The 15,243-nt window shown below is 38.6% G+C and carries 17 protein-coding genes; 15 read left to right on the forward strand and 2 right to left on the reverse strand.

The window, feature by feature from the left end:
• Positions 1-41: 41 nt before the first annotated feature.
• The 9 genes from rpiA to ABZ559_RS03955 all read left to right on the forward strand — a co-directional run bounded on the left by rpiA (position 42) and on the right by ABZ559_RS03955 (position 7,197).
• Positions 42-713, forward strand: coding sequence for a ribose-5-phosphate isomerase RpiA (rpiA, locus tag ABZ559_RS03915; protein ID WP_273414715.1), 672 nt, complete (start codon positions 42-44; stop codon positions 711-713).
• 129 nt (positions 714-842) lie between these two features.
• Positions 843-2,054, forward strand: a complete 1,212-nt coding sequence (locus ABZ559_RS03920) for a phosphopentomutase (RefSeq protein WP_367007295.1) — start codon at positions 843-845, stop codon at positions 2,052-2,054.
• Positions 2,055-2,056: 2 nt separating this feature from the next.
• Positions 2,057-2,413 (forward strand): ArsC/Spx/MgsR family protein, encoded by a 357-nt coding sequence (locus ABZ559_RS03925; protein ID WP_367007296.1) that lies wholly within the window; start codon positions 2,057-2,059, stop codon positions 2,411-2,413.
• Between the two features lie 10 nt (positions 2,414-2,423).
• Positions 2,424-2,798: an MmcQ/YjbR family DNA-binding protein gene (locus ABZ559_RS03930; RefSeq protein WP_367007297.1), complete on the forward strand. Its 375-nt coding sequence runs from the start codon at positions 2,424-2,426 to the stop codon at positions 2,796-2,798.
• Between the two features lie 125 nt (positions 2,799-2,923).
• Complete coding sequence (locus ABZ559_RS03935; protein WP_367007298.1) at positions 2,924-3,733, forward strand: purine-nucleoside phosphorylase; 810 nt, start codon at positions 2,924-2,926, stop codon at positions 3,731-3,733.
• 40 nt (positions 3,734-3,773) lie between these two features.
• Entirely contained in the window at positions 3,774-4,478 is a 705-nt protein-coding gene (locus tag ABZ559_RS03940) for a gamma-glutamyl-gamma-aminobutyrate hydrolase family protein (RefSeq protein WP_367007299.1), read from the forward strand.
• A complete protein-coding gene (locus ABZ559_RS03945; protein WP_367007300.1) occupies positions 4,462-5,751 on the forward strand; it encodes a chloride channel protein in 1,290 nt (429 codons plus the stop codon). Before ABZ559_RS03940 ends, ABZ559_RS03945 begins: the two co-directional genes overlap by 17 nt.
• Complete coding sequence (deoD, locus tag ABZ559_RS03950) at positions 5,708-6,418, forward strand: purine-nucleoside phosphorylase (RefSeq protein WP_317335667.1); 711 nt, start codon at positions 5,708-5,710, stop codon at positions 6,416-6,418. Before ABZ559_RS03945 ends, deoD begins: the two co-directional genes overlap by 44 nt.
• A complete protein-coding gene (locus ABZ559_RS03955; RefSeq protein ID WP_367007301.1) occupies positions 6,418-7,197 on the forward strand; it encodes a LytR family transcriptional regulator in 780 nt (259 codons plus the stop codon). The genes deoD and ABZ559_RS03955 overlap by 1 nt, the downstream gene beginning before the upstream one ends.
• Positions 7,198-7,224: 27 nt before the next feature.
• Here the strand turns inward: ABZ559_RS03955 and ABZ559_RS03960 are convergent.
• A protein-coding gene (locus tag ABZ559_RS03960; protein ID WP_367007302.1) for an IS630 family transposase occupies positions 7,225-8,072 on the reverse strand; the annotation gives its coding sequence in 2 pieces (ribosomal slippage) (positions 7,225-7,769 and positions 7,769-8,072; 849 coding nt in all).
• 195 nt (positions 8,073-8,267) lie between these two features.
• A complete protein-coding gene (locus ABZ559_RS03965) occupies positions 8,268-9,179 on the reverse strand; it encodes a LysR family transcriptional regulator (RefSeq protein ID WP_367007303.1) in 912 nt (303 codons plus the stop codon).
• A 262-nt stretch (positions 9,180-9,441) separates the two neighbouring features.
• On the opposite strand from ABZ559_RS03965, the gene ABZ559_RS03970 reads away from it, so the two are divergent.
• The 6 genes from ABZ559_RS03970 to ABZ559_RS03995 are packed head-to-tail and all read left to right on the forward strand — an operon-like array spanning position 9,442 to position 15,242.
• Entirely contained in the window at positions 9,442-10,911 is a 1,470-nt protein-coding gene (locus ABZ559_RS03970; RefSeq protein WP_018374877.1) for an LCP family protein, read from the forward strand.
• Positions 10,912-10,913: 2 nt separating this feature from the next.
• On the forward strand, positions 10,914-11,645 hold the full coding sequence (gene cps4B, locus ABZ559_RS03975; RefSeq protein WP_317335497.1) for a capsular polysaccharide biosynthesis protein Cps4B: 732 nt from the start codon (positions 10,914-10,916) through the stop codon (positions 11,643-11,645).
• A gap of 12 nt (positions 11,646-11,657) precedes the next feature.
• Positions 11,658-12,344, forward strand: coding sequence for a Wzz/FepE/Etk N-terminal domain-containing protein (locus tag ABZ559_RS03980; RefSeq protein ID WP_018374875.1), 687 nt, complete (start codon positions 11,658-11,660; stop codon positions 12,342-12,344).
• A 15-nt stretch (positions 12,345-12,359) separates the two neighbouring features.
• On the forward strand, positions 12,360-13,058 hold the full coding sequence (locus tag ABZ559_RS03985; RefSeq protein ID WP_018374874.1) for a tyrosine-protein kinase: 699 nt from the start codon (positions 12,360-12,362) through the stop codon (positions 13,056-13,058).
• 32 nt (positions 13,059-13,090) lie between these two features.
• Positions 13,091-13,729 carry a sugar transferase gene (locus tag ABZ559_RS03990; RefSeq protein WP_018374873.1) on the forward strand — a complete coding sequence of 213 codons (639 nt, stop codon included), beginning with the start codon at positions 13,091-13,093 and terminating at the stop codon, positions 13,727-13,729.
• A gap of 52 nt (positions 13,730-13,781) precedes the next feature.
• Positions 13,782-15,242: a flippase gene (locus ABZ559_RS03995; protein ID WP_367007304.1), complete on the forward strand. Its 1,461-nt coding sequence runs from the start codon at positions 13,782-13,784 to the stop codon at positions 15,240-15,242.
• Position 15,243 lies beyond the last annotated feature (1 nt).

The following is a 15,243-nucleotide window of genomic DNA, read 5'->3' on the forward strand; positions in this document are numbered from 1 at the left end:
TGTAATTGGAAAAAATAATCAAGCTTCACAAGGAGAGACAAATGGAAGAACTAAAAAAACTTGCTGGAGTTACAGCAGCGAAGTATGTTAAAAATGGTATGACGGTTGGTCTTGGCACTGGTTCGACTGCCTATTATTTTGTGGCAGAAATTGGACGTCGAGTTCAAGAAGAAGGGCTTGATGTTATTGGGGTGACGACCTCAAGTCAGACAACTGCTCAGGCTGAGAGTCTTGGTATTCCACTCAAGTCAGTTGACGAAATTGATTGTATTGACATCACCGTTGACGGTGCAGACGAAGTTGATCCAGATTTTAATGGGATTAAAGGCGGCGGCGGTGCACTCCTTATGGAAAAAATCGTGGCAACGCCAACTAAAGAATACATTTGGGTGGTCGATGAGAGTAAGATGGTTGAAAAACTTGGCGCTTTTAAATTGCCAGTAGAAGTGGTTCAATATGGTGCGGAGCGTATCTTCCGTGAATTTGCAGCAAAAGGCTACAAGCCTTCATTTCGTGAGAAGGATGGTCAGCGTTTTGTTACTGATATGAAAAACTATATCATTGACCTTGATCTTGGTGTCATTGAAAACCCTGTTGCCTTTGGTCAAGAACTTAAAGCTATGACAGGAATTGTCGAACATGGTCTTTTTAATGGCATGGTTGATAAGGTTATCGTTGCTGGTAAAAATGGCGTTCAAGTTTTAGAAAAGTAATTTCTTAGTCTTTTTGCTTACTTTTAGTAATAGGCAGTTTGTTGCAAGCGGTGCTTGGATTATATCAAGTAAGCTAAAGCATATATAGGTTCTGGGTGCTAACCGTAACCACCCTTAGAAAGAAAAATAATGTCTAAATTTAATCGTATTCACCTCGTTGTTTTGGATTCTGTTGGGATTGGTGCTGCGCCAGATGCCAACAATTTTGTCAATGCCAGCGTTCCAGATGGTGCATCAGATACACTGGGACACATTTCAAAAACAGTCGGTCTTGATGTGCCAAATATGGCTAGAATAGGTCTGGGAAATATCCCACGAGAAACACCATTGAAAACTGTTCCATCTGAGAGCAATCCAACAGGTTATGCCACTAAGTTAGAGGAAGTTTCACTTGGTAAAGACACGATGACAGGCCACTGGGAAATCATGGGACTGAATATCACAGAACCATTTGATACCTTCTGGAATGGTTTTCCTGAAGAAATCATCACCAAGATTGAAGCATTTTCAGGACGCAAAGTTATCCGTGAAGCTAACAAACCTTACTCAGGAACAGCGGTTATTGATGACTTTGGTCCCCGCCAAATGGAAACTGGTGAGCTGATTATTTACACATCAGCTGACCCAGTTTTGCAAATTGCGGCCCACGAAGATGTCATTCCGCTTGATGAATTGTACAGAATTTGTGAGTATGCACGCAGCATTACCTTAGAACGCCCAGCTCTTCTTGGACGTATTATTGCTCGTCCATATGTAGGAACGCCTGGCAACTTCACGCGTACAGCTAATCGTCGTGACTTGGCTGTTTCGCCATTTGCACCAACTGTTTTAGATAAACTTAATGAAGCTGGTATTGATACTTATGCTGTTGGTAAAATCAACGATATCTTCAATGGTGCTGGTATTAACCATGATATGGGGCACAACAAATCAAACAGCCATGGTATGGACACTTTGATTAAGACCATGAAGTTGGAAGAATTCACTTATGGTTTCTCATTCACGAACCTTGTAGATTTTGATGCTCTTTACGGACATCGTCGCAATGCGCACGGCTACCGTGATTGCTTGCATGAGTTTGATAACCGTTTGCCAGAAATCATAGCAGCTATGAAAGAAGATGATTTGCTGCTCATCACAGCTGACCACGGTAATGACCCGACTTACGCTGGAACTGACCATACCCGCGAATACATTCCCCTTCTGGCTTACAGCCCATCATTTACTGGTAACGGCGTCATTCCACAAGGACATTTTGCAGATATCTCGGCCACAATTGCAGACAATTTTGGTGTGGATACTGCTATGATTGGGGTGTCATTCCTACAGAGCTTAGTATAATCATGGAAAAACTGAGAGTGTATTTCAACCCTGCTTGCAGCAAATGTAAGAAATTACAAGTACTATTAGCCGGACAAGAGATTGAAGTTGACTGGGTCAATTATCTGGAAAATCCCCTTTCAAGACCAGACATGGAGCGACTTCTGGCTAAAATGGAGGTTCGGCCTTCTGCCCTCATCAGATTGTCACTAGAAGAACAGTCCCAATTCTCCGAAGAAGACCTGCTTCAGTTGATGGTTGACAATCCAACCTTGCTCAACAGACCCATTATTGAAAGAGAAGATGCAGCTTTTCTCTGCCGACCACTTGAAATTATCCAAGAAAAAATGCCAGAATATGACTGGTCGGAGTATTTGTAAGGAGGCTACTATGTCAGTGGAAGAAATGGTTGAATTTTGTATAGCTCAAGGGAATAAACTAGCAGGTGCTCAAGTTTATTATCGTGAAGATTGGGATTGTTACTATTTTGATATTGCAGGCAAGTATTTTGGTTTGCTGTCGACCAAGTCTGATGGAAAAAGTTTTATTACCTTGAAAAATTTACCCAAGGTCAATGAAGAACTGCGCGCAACCTATCAAGCTATCCGACCAGGTTATTACACCAATAAAGTTCATTGGAATTCCATTGATTTGAGTTCGGGTGAGATTAGTGAAGAATTGCTGATTTCACTAATCAAAAGCTCCTATCAGCTCGTTGTCAGCAAGTTGCCTAAAAAGGTTCAAGCAAGCTTGTTGGAAAAATGAACAATATTACAAAAATTTTGAAAGGAATGAATGTTTGGTTAAGAGTTTAACTGAACACGCCCTATCAGCTATGCAAGAAAGATGATTTTTGCTTTGCACACTTGAAGGGCTAGGTATCTACACTTATGTCACTATTAGAAAAAATTATGGAAACAAAAGACTTTTTGGTGGAGAAAGGACTCACCGAACCTGAGTTTGGCCTGATTTTGGGGTCAGGTTTGGGTGAATTGGCAGAAGAAGTCGAAAATGCCATTATCATTGATTATGCCGATATTCCAAACTGGGGCAAGTCAACCGTTGTTGGCCATGCTGGAAAGCTGGTTTATGGGGATTTGGCAGGCCGCAAGGTCTTAGCACTACAAGGACGATTCCATTTCTATGAAGGAAATCCCATGGAAGTGGTGACCTTCCCAGTCCGTGTCATGAAGGCTCTAGGCTGTCAGGGTGCCATTGTCACCAACGCTGCAGGAGGTATTGGATATGGACCGGGCACATTGATGGCTATTACAGATCATATTAACATGACTGGTCAAAACCCATTGATTGGTCAAAATCTAGATGAATTTGGCCCACGTTTCCCTGATATGTCAAATGCTTATACAGCTGATTATCGCAAAGTTGCTCACGAAGTGGCTGATAAGATTGGAATCAAATTAGATGATGGGGTTTATCTTGGCGTTTCTGGGCCTTGCTATGAAACACCAGCAGAAATTCGTGCCTTTAAGACACTAGGTGCAGACGCGGTTGGTATGTCAACTGTACCAGAAGTCATTGTAGCGGCTCATTCAGGCCTTAAGGTCTTGGGAATTTCAGCCATCACCAATTTTGCGGCAGGCTTCCAATCAGAACTCAACCATGAAGAAGTCGTTGCGGTTACTCAGCAAATCAAAGAAGATTTTAAGCGCCTTGTAAAAGACATTTTAGCAGCTTTATAGTCTGACACTAAAAAATAGTATTGAAATACTAGGAGTTCTGATGAAGATTCATTTTATCGTACACGAAGTTTTTGAAGCACCTGGAGCCTACTGGGAGTGGGGTAGGAACCGTAGTCATGAACTTAGCCTAACCAAGCTTTATGAGGGAGAGAGTTTGCCAAAGGATTCTTCCGCTTATGACATGTTAATTGTTATGGGTGGTCCACAAAGCCCTAGGACGACACTTGCTGAATGCCCTTATTTTGATGCAGCAGCTGAGATTGCTTTGATACAAGAATTTATCACGGCGGATAAACCTATCATTGGAGTTTGCTTGGGAGCTCAGCTATTGGGCGAAGCCTATGGCGCAAAAGTTGAACATAGTCCTGAAAAAGAAATTGGCAACTTTTCGATTGTTCTTACTGGCTCTGGATTGGCAGATGAGCGACTAAAAACATTTGGACAAGGTCTGACAGTCGGTCATTGGCACGGTGATATGCCTGGTTTGACTGAGACGAGTGAGGTACTAGCGGTCAGTCAAGGCTGCCCGAGGCAGATTGTCAAATACAGTGATAAACACTATGCTTTTCAATGCCATTTAGAGTTTTCAAAACCCATAGTTGAAGCACTTTTGGCAGAAGAGGTTGATTATGATGAACAAGTTAAGACGCATTCATATCTTCAAGCTAAACATGATATTTTAGCCTACGATTATTCAGAAATGAATCATGTTTTAGAACAATTTTTAGATGCTTTCACAGAATAAACAATTTAAAAAGAGGGCTTACTGGTTACGTTTTAGCATTACACTCCTTTTAACTAGTATAGTAGCAGGAGTAGGTGGCATTTTACTTCATGACTTACTAGAATTGGTTGAAGGGATGATTTTTGGTCATGGGAAAAGTACAGGCGAGCAACCTGTAACAAACCTACAATTTACCATCATACTATTAGCTGGTATCATTTCAGCATTTATTTGGTTTATTTTACAAAATAAAAATCGTCAAATTATCTCAATCAAATCACAGCTAAAAGCTACTGATGACAGCAAACGTCCGATACTTTGGATACACTTGATACATATTTTTCTTCAAGTGGCTTCAGTCGGAGCTGGTTCACCTATCGGTAAAGAAGGCGCGCCACGAGAACTTGGAGCTTTAGGAGCAGGTCGTATTTCTGACCGAATGACATTGACTTTGAAAGACCGGAGGCTTGCTATTGTTTGTGGGGCATCAGCAGGGTTGGCAGCTGTCTATCAGGTACCGATTGCCAGTATCTTTTTTGCTTTTGAAATACTCGGTTTAGGGCTATCATTTTTGAACCTTATTTCAGTTTCAGGCACAGTGATTCTAGCTAGTCTCATTGCGGGAACGGTTATTCCAGACACACCACTTTATCAATCGGGACAAGTCGTGCTTGATGCTAAAACATGCGGTCTTGCAGTGCTTCTAGCCATTCTTATCACCCCCTTAGCGCAGCTATTTCGCCACCTCACCCAAAAAGCCCAAGCTAGCAAAGTAACGACTAAAAGCATTTTGTGGAAACTTCCCCTAACCTTTTTACTTCTTGCATGTTTTTCTCTCTATTTTCCGGAGATTTTGGGAAATGGCGGAGTTTTAGCACAAGCTGTTTTTGATGGGATGGGTGTGTGGTATGCCTTAGCTTGCGTGGTTATTAAAGCTGTACTTGTTTTGCTGACGCTGAAAAATGGGGCTTACGGAGGTACTCTGACACCATCATTTTCAATAGGCACCGTCCTAGGATTCTTGATTGCAGTGCTGTGTCAGGTTGCTTTTCCAGAGTTATCGCTAATTTCGGCTATGTTAATTGGCTCAAGTATCTTTTTAGCCATTACCATGAATGCTCCCTTAACAGCTGTTGGCTTGGTTGTGTCGTTTACGGGACAATCTTTCACTGCTCTTCCAATTTTACTTCTTGCAGTCATCGTAGCCTTTGCTACAAAAACGATTATTGAACACATTGAAAGGAACTATTATGTCAATTCATATCGAAGCCAAACAAGGCGAAATCGCAGATAAGATTTTACTTCCAGGAGACCCCTTACGTGCCAAATTTATCGCAGAAAACTTCCTTGAGGATGCCGTATGCTTTAACAATGTTCGGGGGATGCTTGGCTATACAGGAACTTATAAAGGTCACCGTGTTTCTGTGATGGGAACAGGTATGGGAATGCCATCCATCTCTATTTATGCGCGTGAGTTGATTGTTGACTATGGTGTTAACAAATTAATCCGTGTCGGAACGGCAGGTTCTATTGATCCAGATGTCCATGTGCGTGAACTGGTTCTTGCCCAAGCTGCAGCAACGAATTCAAACATCATTCGAAATGATTTCCCAGAATATGATTTTCCACAAATTGCGGATTTCAAACTTTTGGATACTGCCTACCACATTGCCAAAAAACTAGGGATGACAACACATGTCGGTAGCGTCCTGTCATCTGATGTTTTTTACTCCAATATGCCAGAACGTAACATGAAACTAGGAACTCTTGGTGTGAAAGCCATTGAAATGGAAGCTGCCGCCCTTTACTATCTTGCAGCCCAACATCATGTTCAAGCACTTGGTATTATGACTATCTCTGACAGTCTTGTCCACCCAGAAGAGGATACAACTGCCGAAGAACGTCAAACAACTTTCACCGATATGATGACAGTTGGGCTAGAAACGCTCATCGCTGACTGATGTCTCACAACTATGAACACATAGACATCCTCTTGGATGTCTATGCTTATAATCACGCTTGGAAAATCGCAGAGCAAGTTCCAAATTTTCCTGAGCAGAGCCTTTATCTTCTGGAAATGCTGAAAGAGCGCAGAGAGTTGAACATTGACTTTGTTTTTAAACATAGGTTAGAAAATCAAACGATCAAAGACTTTTACAACTTTGAGCTGATTTCTAACGCCTATGAGGAAGAACTTTTAGCCAATTATATCTTTGATCTTGAAGCCAAGGTCAAAAATGGAGAAATCATAGACTTTGTCCGCTCGGTCAGTCCTATCTTGTACAGATTATTTTTTCGCTTAGTGCAAAAAGAAGTACCAGATATCAGACAATTTATTCATGATGCCAAAAATGATCAATATGACACATGGCTTTTCTTGAAAATGAAACAGAGTAACTACCAAATTTTTAATGACTACCTTAAAATTCGCCGTGATGGCAAAGTGACCTCAAAAAGCTTGGCTGATTTCTTACAATTTACTAGCCTTCCTAAACCTATTAAGAAATTAATTTTGGAACTTAGAGACTTTGAAAAATCTGTTCGCAATCCACTTGCTCACCTTATCAAACCCTTTGACGAAGAGGAATTGCATCGGACAACAAACTTCTCATCTCAGGCTTTTCTAAATAAAATCATAGATTTGGCAATCTTTGCTGGAATACATTACGATCGGAAACACTTTTATTTTGACAGAGTTAATGCTATCATCAAAGAGAATCTAGCTATTGATCATTTTTAACAATCTAACATAAACAGAAAGTTATAGTTAATTGAAACAAGGACAGGACAAAAGTGCCTCAAGAAAAGTATCGCAATTTGGCAATACTTTTCTGAGGTGTTTTTTGATTTGAGCCCATGCTTTCTCAATGGGATTATACTCAGGTGAGTAAGGAGGAAGTGGTAAAAGTCTATGACCCTGCTCCTTGCATAACTCTTTTAGCTTACTCATCCGATGAAACCTTGCATTGTCCATAATGATAACAGATGGTCTATCTAAAGTGGGCAGTAAGAATGTTTTAAACCAAGCTTCGAAAAAGTCACTAGTCATGGTTTCTTTGTAGGTCATTGGGGCTATAAGCTCACCGTTTATAAGACCTGCGACTAAAGATATCCGCTGGAATCTTCTTCCAGAGACCTGACCCGTGATCAACTGACCTTTCAAAGAGCGACCATATTCTCGATGAAAATATGTCTCAAACCCTGTCTCATCAATATAAACAGGTGTCTGGTGACTTAAGTTATTAAATTCTTTAAGGAACTCATTTACTTTCTCAGGGTCTTGTTCATAGTAGGTACAGCTCTTTTTTTTCGAGTATATCCCATAGCTTTGAGAGCGTAATGAATAGCTGTTGGATGACAGCCAAATTCAGAAGCTATTTCAGTCAAAAAAGCATCTGGATGAGCTTCAAGATAGTTCTTTAATTTTTCTCTATCAATTTTTCTTGGTTTGGTTCCCTTAACTTGGTGATGAAGTTCGCCAGTAGTCTCCATTAATTTTAGCCATTGATAGATGGTGTTGCGTGAAATATCGAAAACAACAGATGCTTCAGTAATACTGCCGGTTTTCTCACAGTATGCGAGAACTTTTTTACGAAAATCTAATGAATATGCCATAAATACATTATATCACAAAATGTACTGTTTTTGTTTCATTTTACTATATTATAGCATGCCTACACAAGAGACTTTACATCCCTACAAAAAGCGCCATTCCAATTTAGTTGGAGTGGCGCTTATATATTGAAAATGACTTAATTTTTTTCAAAACAAGCCAGTCAGGTAAGGTTTCGAGTTTCAAGGAGGATTAGATTAGTCGGCATCGAATTTAACCTCTTCAAGTAAGTATTCAATAAAGCGTTCTCCCATCTTAGAAAGATTGGCTTTTTCATGACGGATATAGACAATATCAATCATATCTTCAACATCAAGTGGGATAGACACGATATTGTCGCCGTTGAGGTTGCTATTGAGGATGCCGGTTGCAGTTGTGTACCCATCCAGTCCAATCAAAAGATTGAACAAAGTTGCGCGATCGCTCACGACAATAGACTTTTTGTGAGGAATCTGGGACATAATTTCTTCTGAAAAGTAGAAAGAATTGTGAATCCCTTGATCGTAACTCAAATAAGGAAAATCTTCCAAGTCTTCAAGCGAAACCATCTGACGATCAGCTAAAGGATTAAATTTGCTGACAAAAATATGAGGACGTGCCCTAAATAAACTCGTGTAGGTTAAATGACTATCATCGAACAACTTAGTTAGGACATCGCGATTATAACTGTTTAAAAAGAGAACTCCGATTTCTGAACGAAAGTTTTTGACGTCATCAATAATTTCGTAGGTTCGTGTCTCACGCAAAAAAAGCTCATACTGAGACATATCAGTTCCTTGTAACAAGGAAACAAAGGCGTTGACAACAAAAGCATAGTGCTGAGCCGATACGCTGAAAAGTTCGCGCGTAGTCGTCTTACTCTTATAACGCTCCTCCAGAAGTGCTGTTTGCTCGATGATTTGACGAGCGTAGGATAAAAATTCAACACCATCCTTGGTGAGAGTGATTCCCTTAGGATTACGAATAAATATCTCAATTCCCATCTCTCGCTCAAGGTCACGAACGGCATTAGAAAGACTAGGTTGAGTGATAAACAGCTGTTTGGCAGCTTCATTCATACTTCCTGTTTCAACGATTTTTATAATGTAGTGTAATTGTTGGATTCTCATAGCATTAGTTTAGCTCAAAATGCCAATTGTGGCAAGCTTTTAGAACCCTTTTGATAAAAAAGAAGAAATTACATTTGTCATGGAAATGTAACAAAGACTGCCAGAAAGTTTCTAACTTATCATGAAATACTGATTTTAAGGGCTTTTGACAATTGTTTAAAAAATTAAGAAAACTGTAAGAATTTTTAAGGAATTGAAAAAATGTAAGTTAAATGGTATATTATACTGTGGATTAAGATATATTTAAGAAATGGAGACTGTAATGACCAAACGTTCACAAAGTCGAAAGAAGTCGGGTAAAGTATCTACCACTGCCATGATTGTCAATCTTGCCTTGTTAGCACTCTTCACAGTTTTAGGGGGAGTTGTTGTCTATATGACTTATCGGTACAACTTTCTGGCCTTCCATAACATCAATGTTATTTATACAGGAGTTTTGGTTGCTATCTTTATCTTGAGCCTTCTCGCAATCATATTCAAGAAAGCTAAGGTTCTAACTGGAATCGTCCTGGTTTTTTTCACAATTTTGACAGGTGTGACACTTTTTGGATTTAAATCGGCTATTGATGTTACTAGTAAATTTAATGAGACTGCTTCCTATTCAGAAGTTGAGATGAGTGTTGTCACATTAGCCGATAGTTCGCTAAATGATCTTTCAGAAGTAACAAGCTTGCAAGCACCCACAGGAGCTGACAAGAATAACATTGATGAGTTAATGACACAAATTCGTACAGACAAAGGTTTGGAATTGACACCAGAATCTGTAGATTCCTATCAAGTGGCCTATGAAAACTTGAAAAATGGCAGCAGTCAGGCTATGGTTCTCAACAGTGCTTACTCAAGTCTTTTAGAGATGAACTATCCCGACTACGCCTCATCACTAAAAACTCTTTACACTTACAAAATAACTAAGAAAGTGACGACTGATGCCAAACAGGCAAATGCTGACTCTTTCAATATTTACATTAGTGGGATTGATACCTATGGCTCAATCTCTACAGTATCTCGATCAGATGTCAATATCATTATGACTGTAAATATGAATACTCATAAGATTCTATTGACAACGACCCCACGGGATTCATATGTTAAAATTCCAGATGGTGGAGGCGATCAGTATGATAAACTCACACACGCAGGGATTTATGGTGTCGAAACTTCTGAGAAGACACTCGAAAATCTTTATGGTATTGATATTGATTATTATGCACGTATCAATTTCACAACATTCTTAAAGTTAATAGATCTTGTAGGTGGTGTTGAAGTTTATAATGACCAAGCCTTCACAAGTTATACAAACAATAAATTCTCATTTGAGGTTGGGAATATTACTCTGAAGACAGGGGAAGAGGCTTTAGCTTTTGTTCGAGAACGTTACTCACTACAAGGTGGAGATAATGATCGCGGCAAGAATCAAGAAAAGGTCATTGCTGCCCTTGTGAACAAGTTAGCTTCGCTAAATTCAATTTCTAACTTCTCAGCTATTATCAATGGCTTACAAGATTCTGTCCAAACCAACATGCCACTAGATGCAATGATGAGTTTGGCTAACACTCAGTTATCATCTGGAAGTAAGTTTACTGTAACCTCACAAGCTGTGACCGGAACAGGCTCAACAGGTCAATTAACTTCATACGCAATGCCGACAGCTAGTCTATATATGATGCAACTTGATCAAGCCAGTGTCGCAACGGCTTCACAGGCTATCAAGGATACGATAGAAGGAAAATAAGTATGATTGATATTCATTCGCACATTATTTTTGACGTTGACGATGGTCCAGACACACTAGAGGAGAGTCTAGCCCTTATTAAAGAGAGTTACTCACAGGGGGTCAGAACGATTGTCTCAACATCACATAGACGAAAAGGGATGTTTGAAACGCCAGAAGAAAAGATTTTTGCAAATTTTTCAGTCGTCAAAGAAGAAGTCGAAAAAATCTATGATGATCTAACACTCTGCTTTGGTGGGGAACTCTACTACAGCAATGATATCCCAGAAAAATTATCTAAAAACCAAGTACCTCGGATGAATGGGACACGCTTTGCTTTGGTTGAATTTAGTATGACAACACCTTGGAAAGAAATTCATACAGGACTCAGTCAAGTGTTGATGCAGGGCGTGACCCCCATAGTTGCGCACATTGAGCGCTATAATGCTCTGGAATCTAACAAAGAACGTGTCAAAGAATTGATTGATATGGGATGTTATACTCAAATCAATAGTTCGCATGTGCTTAAACCAAAACTTTTTGGAGACAAGTATAAGGTTTTTAAAAAGCGTGCACGCTACTTTTTAGAAGAAGATTTGGTTCATTGTGTCGCAAGTGATATGCACAATACTGGTGAGCGCAAACCTTACATGAAAGAAGCTTATCAGATCATTTTTAAAGAATTTGGCAAAAAACGCGCCCATAATCTTTTTAAAAATAACCCTCAAACTTTGTTAGAAAATAATTATCTGTAAATAGGAGAAACTATGAACACGAAAGACAATGCAAGTATTGAAATTGACGTCCTTCAACTCTTGAAAAAACTTTGGAGCAAGAAATTCTTAATTATTTTTGTTACCTTATTTTTGGGAACACTGTCTCTATTAGGAAGTATTTTTATACTTAAACCATCTTACACTGCAACAACACGGATTTATGTAGTTAATCAATCTGGAGATTCAAACCTTAACCAAGACCTTCAGGCTGGTTCATATTTGGTCAATGACTATAAAGAAATTATCAATTCCCCCGAAGTTTTATCAGATGTCATTACTGATGCAAAGTCAAATCTTTCAACACAACAGTTATCAAAAATGGTTTCAGTGTCAATCCCAACTGACACACGCTTAATTGCCATTTCAGTTGAAAATCAAGATCCCAAGGAAGCAGCAAAATTGGCTAACAGCATTCGAAAGGTATCCTCTGAGAAAATCAAAACCGTTACCAAAGTGCAGGATGTGACAACACTTGAAGAAGCAGAAGTTCCTGATAAACCTTCCTCACCAAACATCAAGCGTAATGCTGTATTGGGGGCATTAGTAGGAGCATTCTTGGCTGTAGTAGGTGTCTTGCTTGGCGAAATCTTGGATGATCGTGTCCGTCGTGCAGAAGATGTTGAGGAAGTTTTAGGTTTGACTTTGCTTGGTATCGTGCCAGATATGAGTAAGATGTAGAGAGGAGATAAATTAATGTCACAATTTGAACTTGTGAGGGCTAAAGCTCAGACAATGCATCAGGCAGAGGAGTATTACAACTCCATCCGAACAAACATTCAGTTTAGTGGTCGTGAACTAAGAGTTTTAGCGCTTACATCGGTACAGCCCGGTGAAGGGAAATCAACAACTTCGGTTAATCTTGCTATTTCTTTTGCTAATGCTGGTTTTCGCACTCTTTTGATTGATGCTGATACGCGTAATTCAGTTTTGTCTGGAACCTTCAAAGCAGATAGCAGTTATCAAGGACTCAGCAGCTACCTTTCTGGTAATGCAGAGTTGTCAGATGTTATTGGTGATACCAGTGTGCCTAATCTGATGATTATTCCAGCTGGTCAGGTACCACCTAACCCGACATCGTTGTTGCAAAACGACAATTTTCATCAAATGATAGAGACTGTCCGTAGTCTATACGACTATATCATCATTGATACACCACCGATTGGTTTGGTCATTGATGCGGCTATTATCGCAAACAATGCAGATGCCAGTATTTTGGTCACTGAAGCGGGTGCTATTAAGCGCAGGTTTGTTCAAAAAGCTGTCGAACAAATGGAACAAAGTGGAACACAGTTCCTAGGGATAATTCTAAACAAGGTGAACAATACTCTTGAACGCTATGGGGCATACGGTAGCTATGGAGACTATGGCAACTATGGTAAAAAATCTAAATAAAATAAGAAAAGCTAAAATGGGAGTTTTATAAGGTGAAGACAAACAATAATATTCTTTATCATACTATCAAAAGATTTCTGGATATTATTATTGGACTCATAGGGACTGTAGTGTTGGTCTTTCCAATTTCTTTTATAATCTTCGTTGTTTATAAAATGAAGGGATACAAAGGGAGTATATTTTTCACACAAGTGAGAAATGGTCAGTATGGAAAAAAATTTAAGATTATTAAGTTTAGGTCTATGGTGGAAAATGCTGAAGAAGTACTAAAGTCAGATGAGGAATTGTATAAAAAATATATTCAAAATAGTTATAAATTGCCAGCCAATGAAGATCCACGGTTGACAAGTATTGGTAACTTTATTCGTAAAACTAGCATCGATGAATTTCCACAATTCGTAAATATTCTAAAAGGTGATATGAGTTTTATTGGACCAAGGCCAATTCTTGATAAAGAGTTGGAAGAGTACACTGCCGAAGAACAGAAAATATTATTGTCTGTTAAGCCAGGCGCTACTGGTTGGTGGCAAGTTTCTGGCCGAAGCGAGGTGTTTTATCCAGAACGTTGTGAACTTGAGCTTTATTATCCTAGAAATCAGTCTTTGGTTTTAGATTTAAAAATTTTCTTTTTGACGATAAAAAAAGTATTTACGCGGGAAGGAGCGCACTAACGATATAATCGAGACTTTTTAAAAGTTTTAAAATGATGTAAGCAAAGTGAATATGTTAAATAAAAATCATTTTCGAAATAATAATTCAATTAAGTTAAATATTGTTATGAATTTCATTCTAACAATATCTAATTTTATTTTTCCTTTAATAACTTTCCCTTATGTTTCTCGTGTCTTATTGCCAGTAGGAACAGGAAAGGTTGCCTTCGCAACATCAATTGTTTCTTATTTTGCTATGGTTGGGATGTTAGGGATTCCCACCTATGGGATTAGAGCTTGTGCGAAGGTTAGAGATAACAAAGAAAAATTATCCAAGACAGTACAAGAAATTATGGTTATCAACACCATAGCAATGACGTTATCGCTGATTACCTACGTATTGGCTATTTTTTTGGTACCTCGTATGACTCAAGATAAAACTCTATTTATGATTAATATTGCTATGTTGGTATTTAATCTAATAGGTTGTGAGTGGCTATACAAAGCACTAGAACAGTATTCATACATTACCATTAGGTCTATTATATTAAAATTTATTTCGCTTATCCTGATGTTTCTTTTGGTTCATCAAAGGAGTGATTATGTCATTTATGGGGCAATTACGATTCTAGCTAGTGTGGGATCAAATTTTTTTAATTTTATCAATTTAAGAAAGTTTTTGCATCTTAAGTGGTATTCTAACCTGAACTTATCTCAACACATCAAACCAATATTTAGTTTTTTTATGATGACTGTGGCAACAACCATTTATACCAATCTCGATTCTGTTATGCTTGGTTTCATGAAGGGAGATGAAGCGGTAGGTTATTACAATGCTGCCGTTAAAATTAAAACGATTCTCGTAAGCTTAGTAACCTCTATGGGAGCAGTGTTATTACCGAGATTATCATTTTATATTAAAGAAGGTAGGGATAAAGACTTTAAAATTTTGACAGTACGATCGTTGCAGTTTGTCTGTTTTATTTCTATTCCTTTGTGGGTCTACTTTACTCTGTTTGCAAAAGAAGGTATTTATTTCTTATCTGGTAATGCTTATACTGGTTCAATTGTGCCTATGCAGATTATTATGCCAACCTTATTTCTAATTGGTATTTCAAATTTACTAGGTATTCAAATACTAGTACCAATGGATAGAGAGAACGACGTCTTAAAGTCTGTTAGTTTTGGAGCAGTTATCAACTTAATTGTAAACGCTATTTGTATTCCTAAATTTGGTGCTTCAGGTGCAGCATTTGGTACATTAGTTGCAGAGTTGTTTGTAACAATATATCAAATTTATGTGTTGCGAGATTTCCTAAGTTTAATTATTTCGGACATTAAAATTTACAAAAATTTATTGGCAACTCTTTTAGCTTCCATTGTTTCTTTGACCGTTAGTATGGTGTTTAAGGGGATGTCAGATTTTCTAGTACTGTTGATTTCAGCAACAGTTTTTGGTACGATTTACGGAATTATAAATTTATTCTTAAAAGAAGATTTTACTATGTACTTAGTGAGATATGTAAAAAAATAGG

Source organism: Streptococcus sp. ZY19097, from assembly GCF_040731245.1.
GTDB lineage: Bacteria > Bacillota > Bacilli > Lactobacillales > Streptococcaceae > Streptococcus > Streptococcus orisratti.

Bases quoted from the DNA above. Each gene is read 5' to 3' on its own strand.
- rpiA (WP_273414715.1), top strand. From the start codon at position 42: ATGGAAGAACTAAAAAAACTTGCTGGAGTTACAGCAGCGAAGTATGTT.
- ABZ559_RS03920 (WP_367007295.1), top strand. From the start codon at position 843: ATGTCTAAATTTAATCGTATTCACCTCGTTGTTTTGGATTCTGTTGGG.
- ABZ559_RS03925 (WP_367007296.1), top strand. From the start codon at position 2,057: ATGGAAAAACTGAGAGTGTATTTCAACCCTGCTTGCAGCAAATGTAAG.
- ABZ559_RS03930 (WP_367007297.1), top strand. From the start codon at position 2,424: ATGTCAGTGGAAGAAATGGTTGAATTTTGTATAGCTCAAGGGAATAAA.
- ABZ559_RS03935 (WP_367007298.1), top strand. From the start codon at position 2,924: ATGTCACTATTAGAAAAAATTATGGAAACAAAAGACTTTTTGGTGGAG.
- ABZ559_RS03940 (WP_367007299.1), top strand. From the start codon at position 3,774: ATGAAGATTCATTTTATCGTACACGAAGTTTTTGAAGCACCTGGAGCC.
- ABZ559_RS03945 (WP_367007300.1), top strand. From the start codon at position 4,462: ATGCTTTCACAGAATAAACAATTTAAAAAGAGGGCTTACTGGTTACGT.
- deoD (WP_317335667.1), top strand. From the start codon at position 5,708: ATGTCAATTCATATCGAAGCCAAACAAGGCGAAATCGCAGATAAGATT.
- ABZ559_RS03955 (WP_367007301.1), top strand. From the start codon at position 6,418: ATGTCTCACAACTATGAACACATAGACATCCTCTTGGATGTCTATGCT.
- ABZ559_RS03965 (WP_367007303.1), bottom strand. From the start codon at position 9,179: ATGAGAATCCAACAATTACACTACATTATAAAAATCGTTGAAACAGGA.
- ABZ559_RS03970 (WP_018374877.1), top strand. From the start codon at position 9,442: ATGACCAAACGTTCACAAAGTCGAAAGAAGTCGGGTAAAGTATCTACC.
- cps4B (WP_317335497.1), top strand. From the start codon at position 10,914: ATGATTGATATTCATTCGCACATTATTTTTGACGTTGACGATGGTCCA.
- ABZ559_RS03980 (WP_018374875.1), top strand. From the start codon at position 11,658: ATGAACACGAAAGACAATGCAAGTATTGAAATTGACGTCCTTCAACTC.
- ABZ559_RS03985 (WP_018374874.1), top strand. From the start codon at position 12,360: ATGTCACAATTTGAACTTGTGAGGGCTAAAGCTCAGACAATGCATCAG.
- ABZ559_RS03995 (WP_367007304.1), top strand. From the start codon at position 13,782: ATGTTAAATAAAAATCATTTTCGAAATAATAATTCAATTAAGTTAAAT.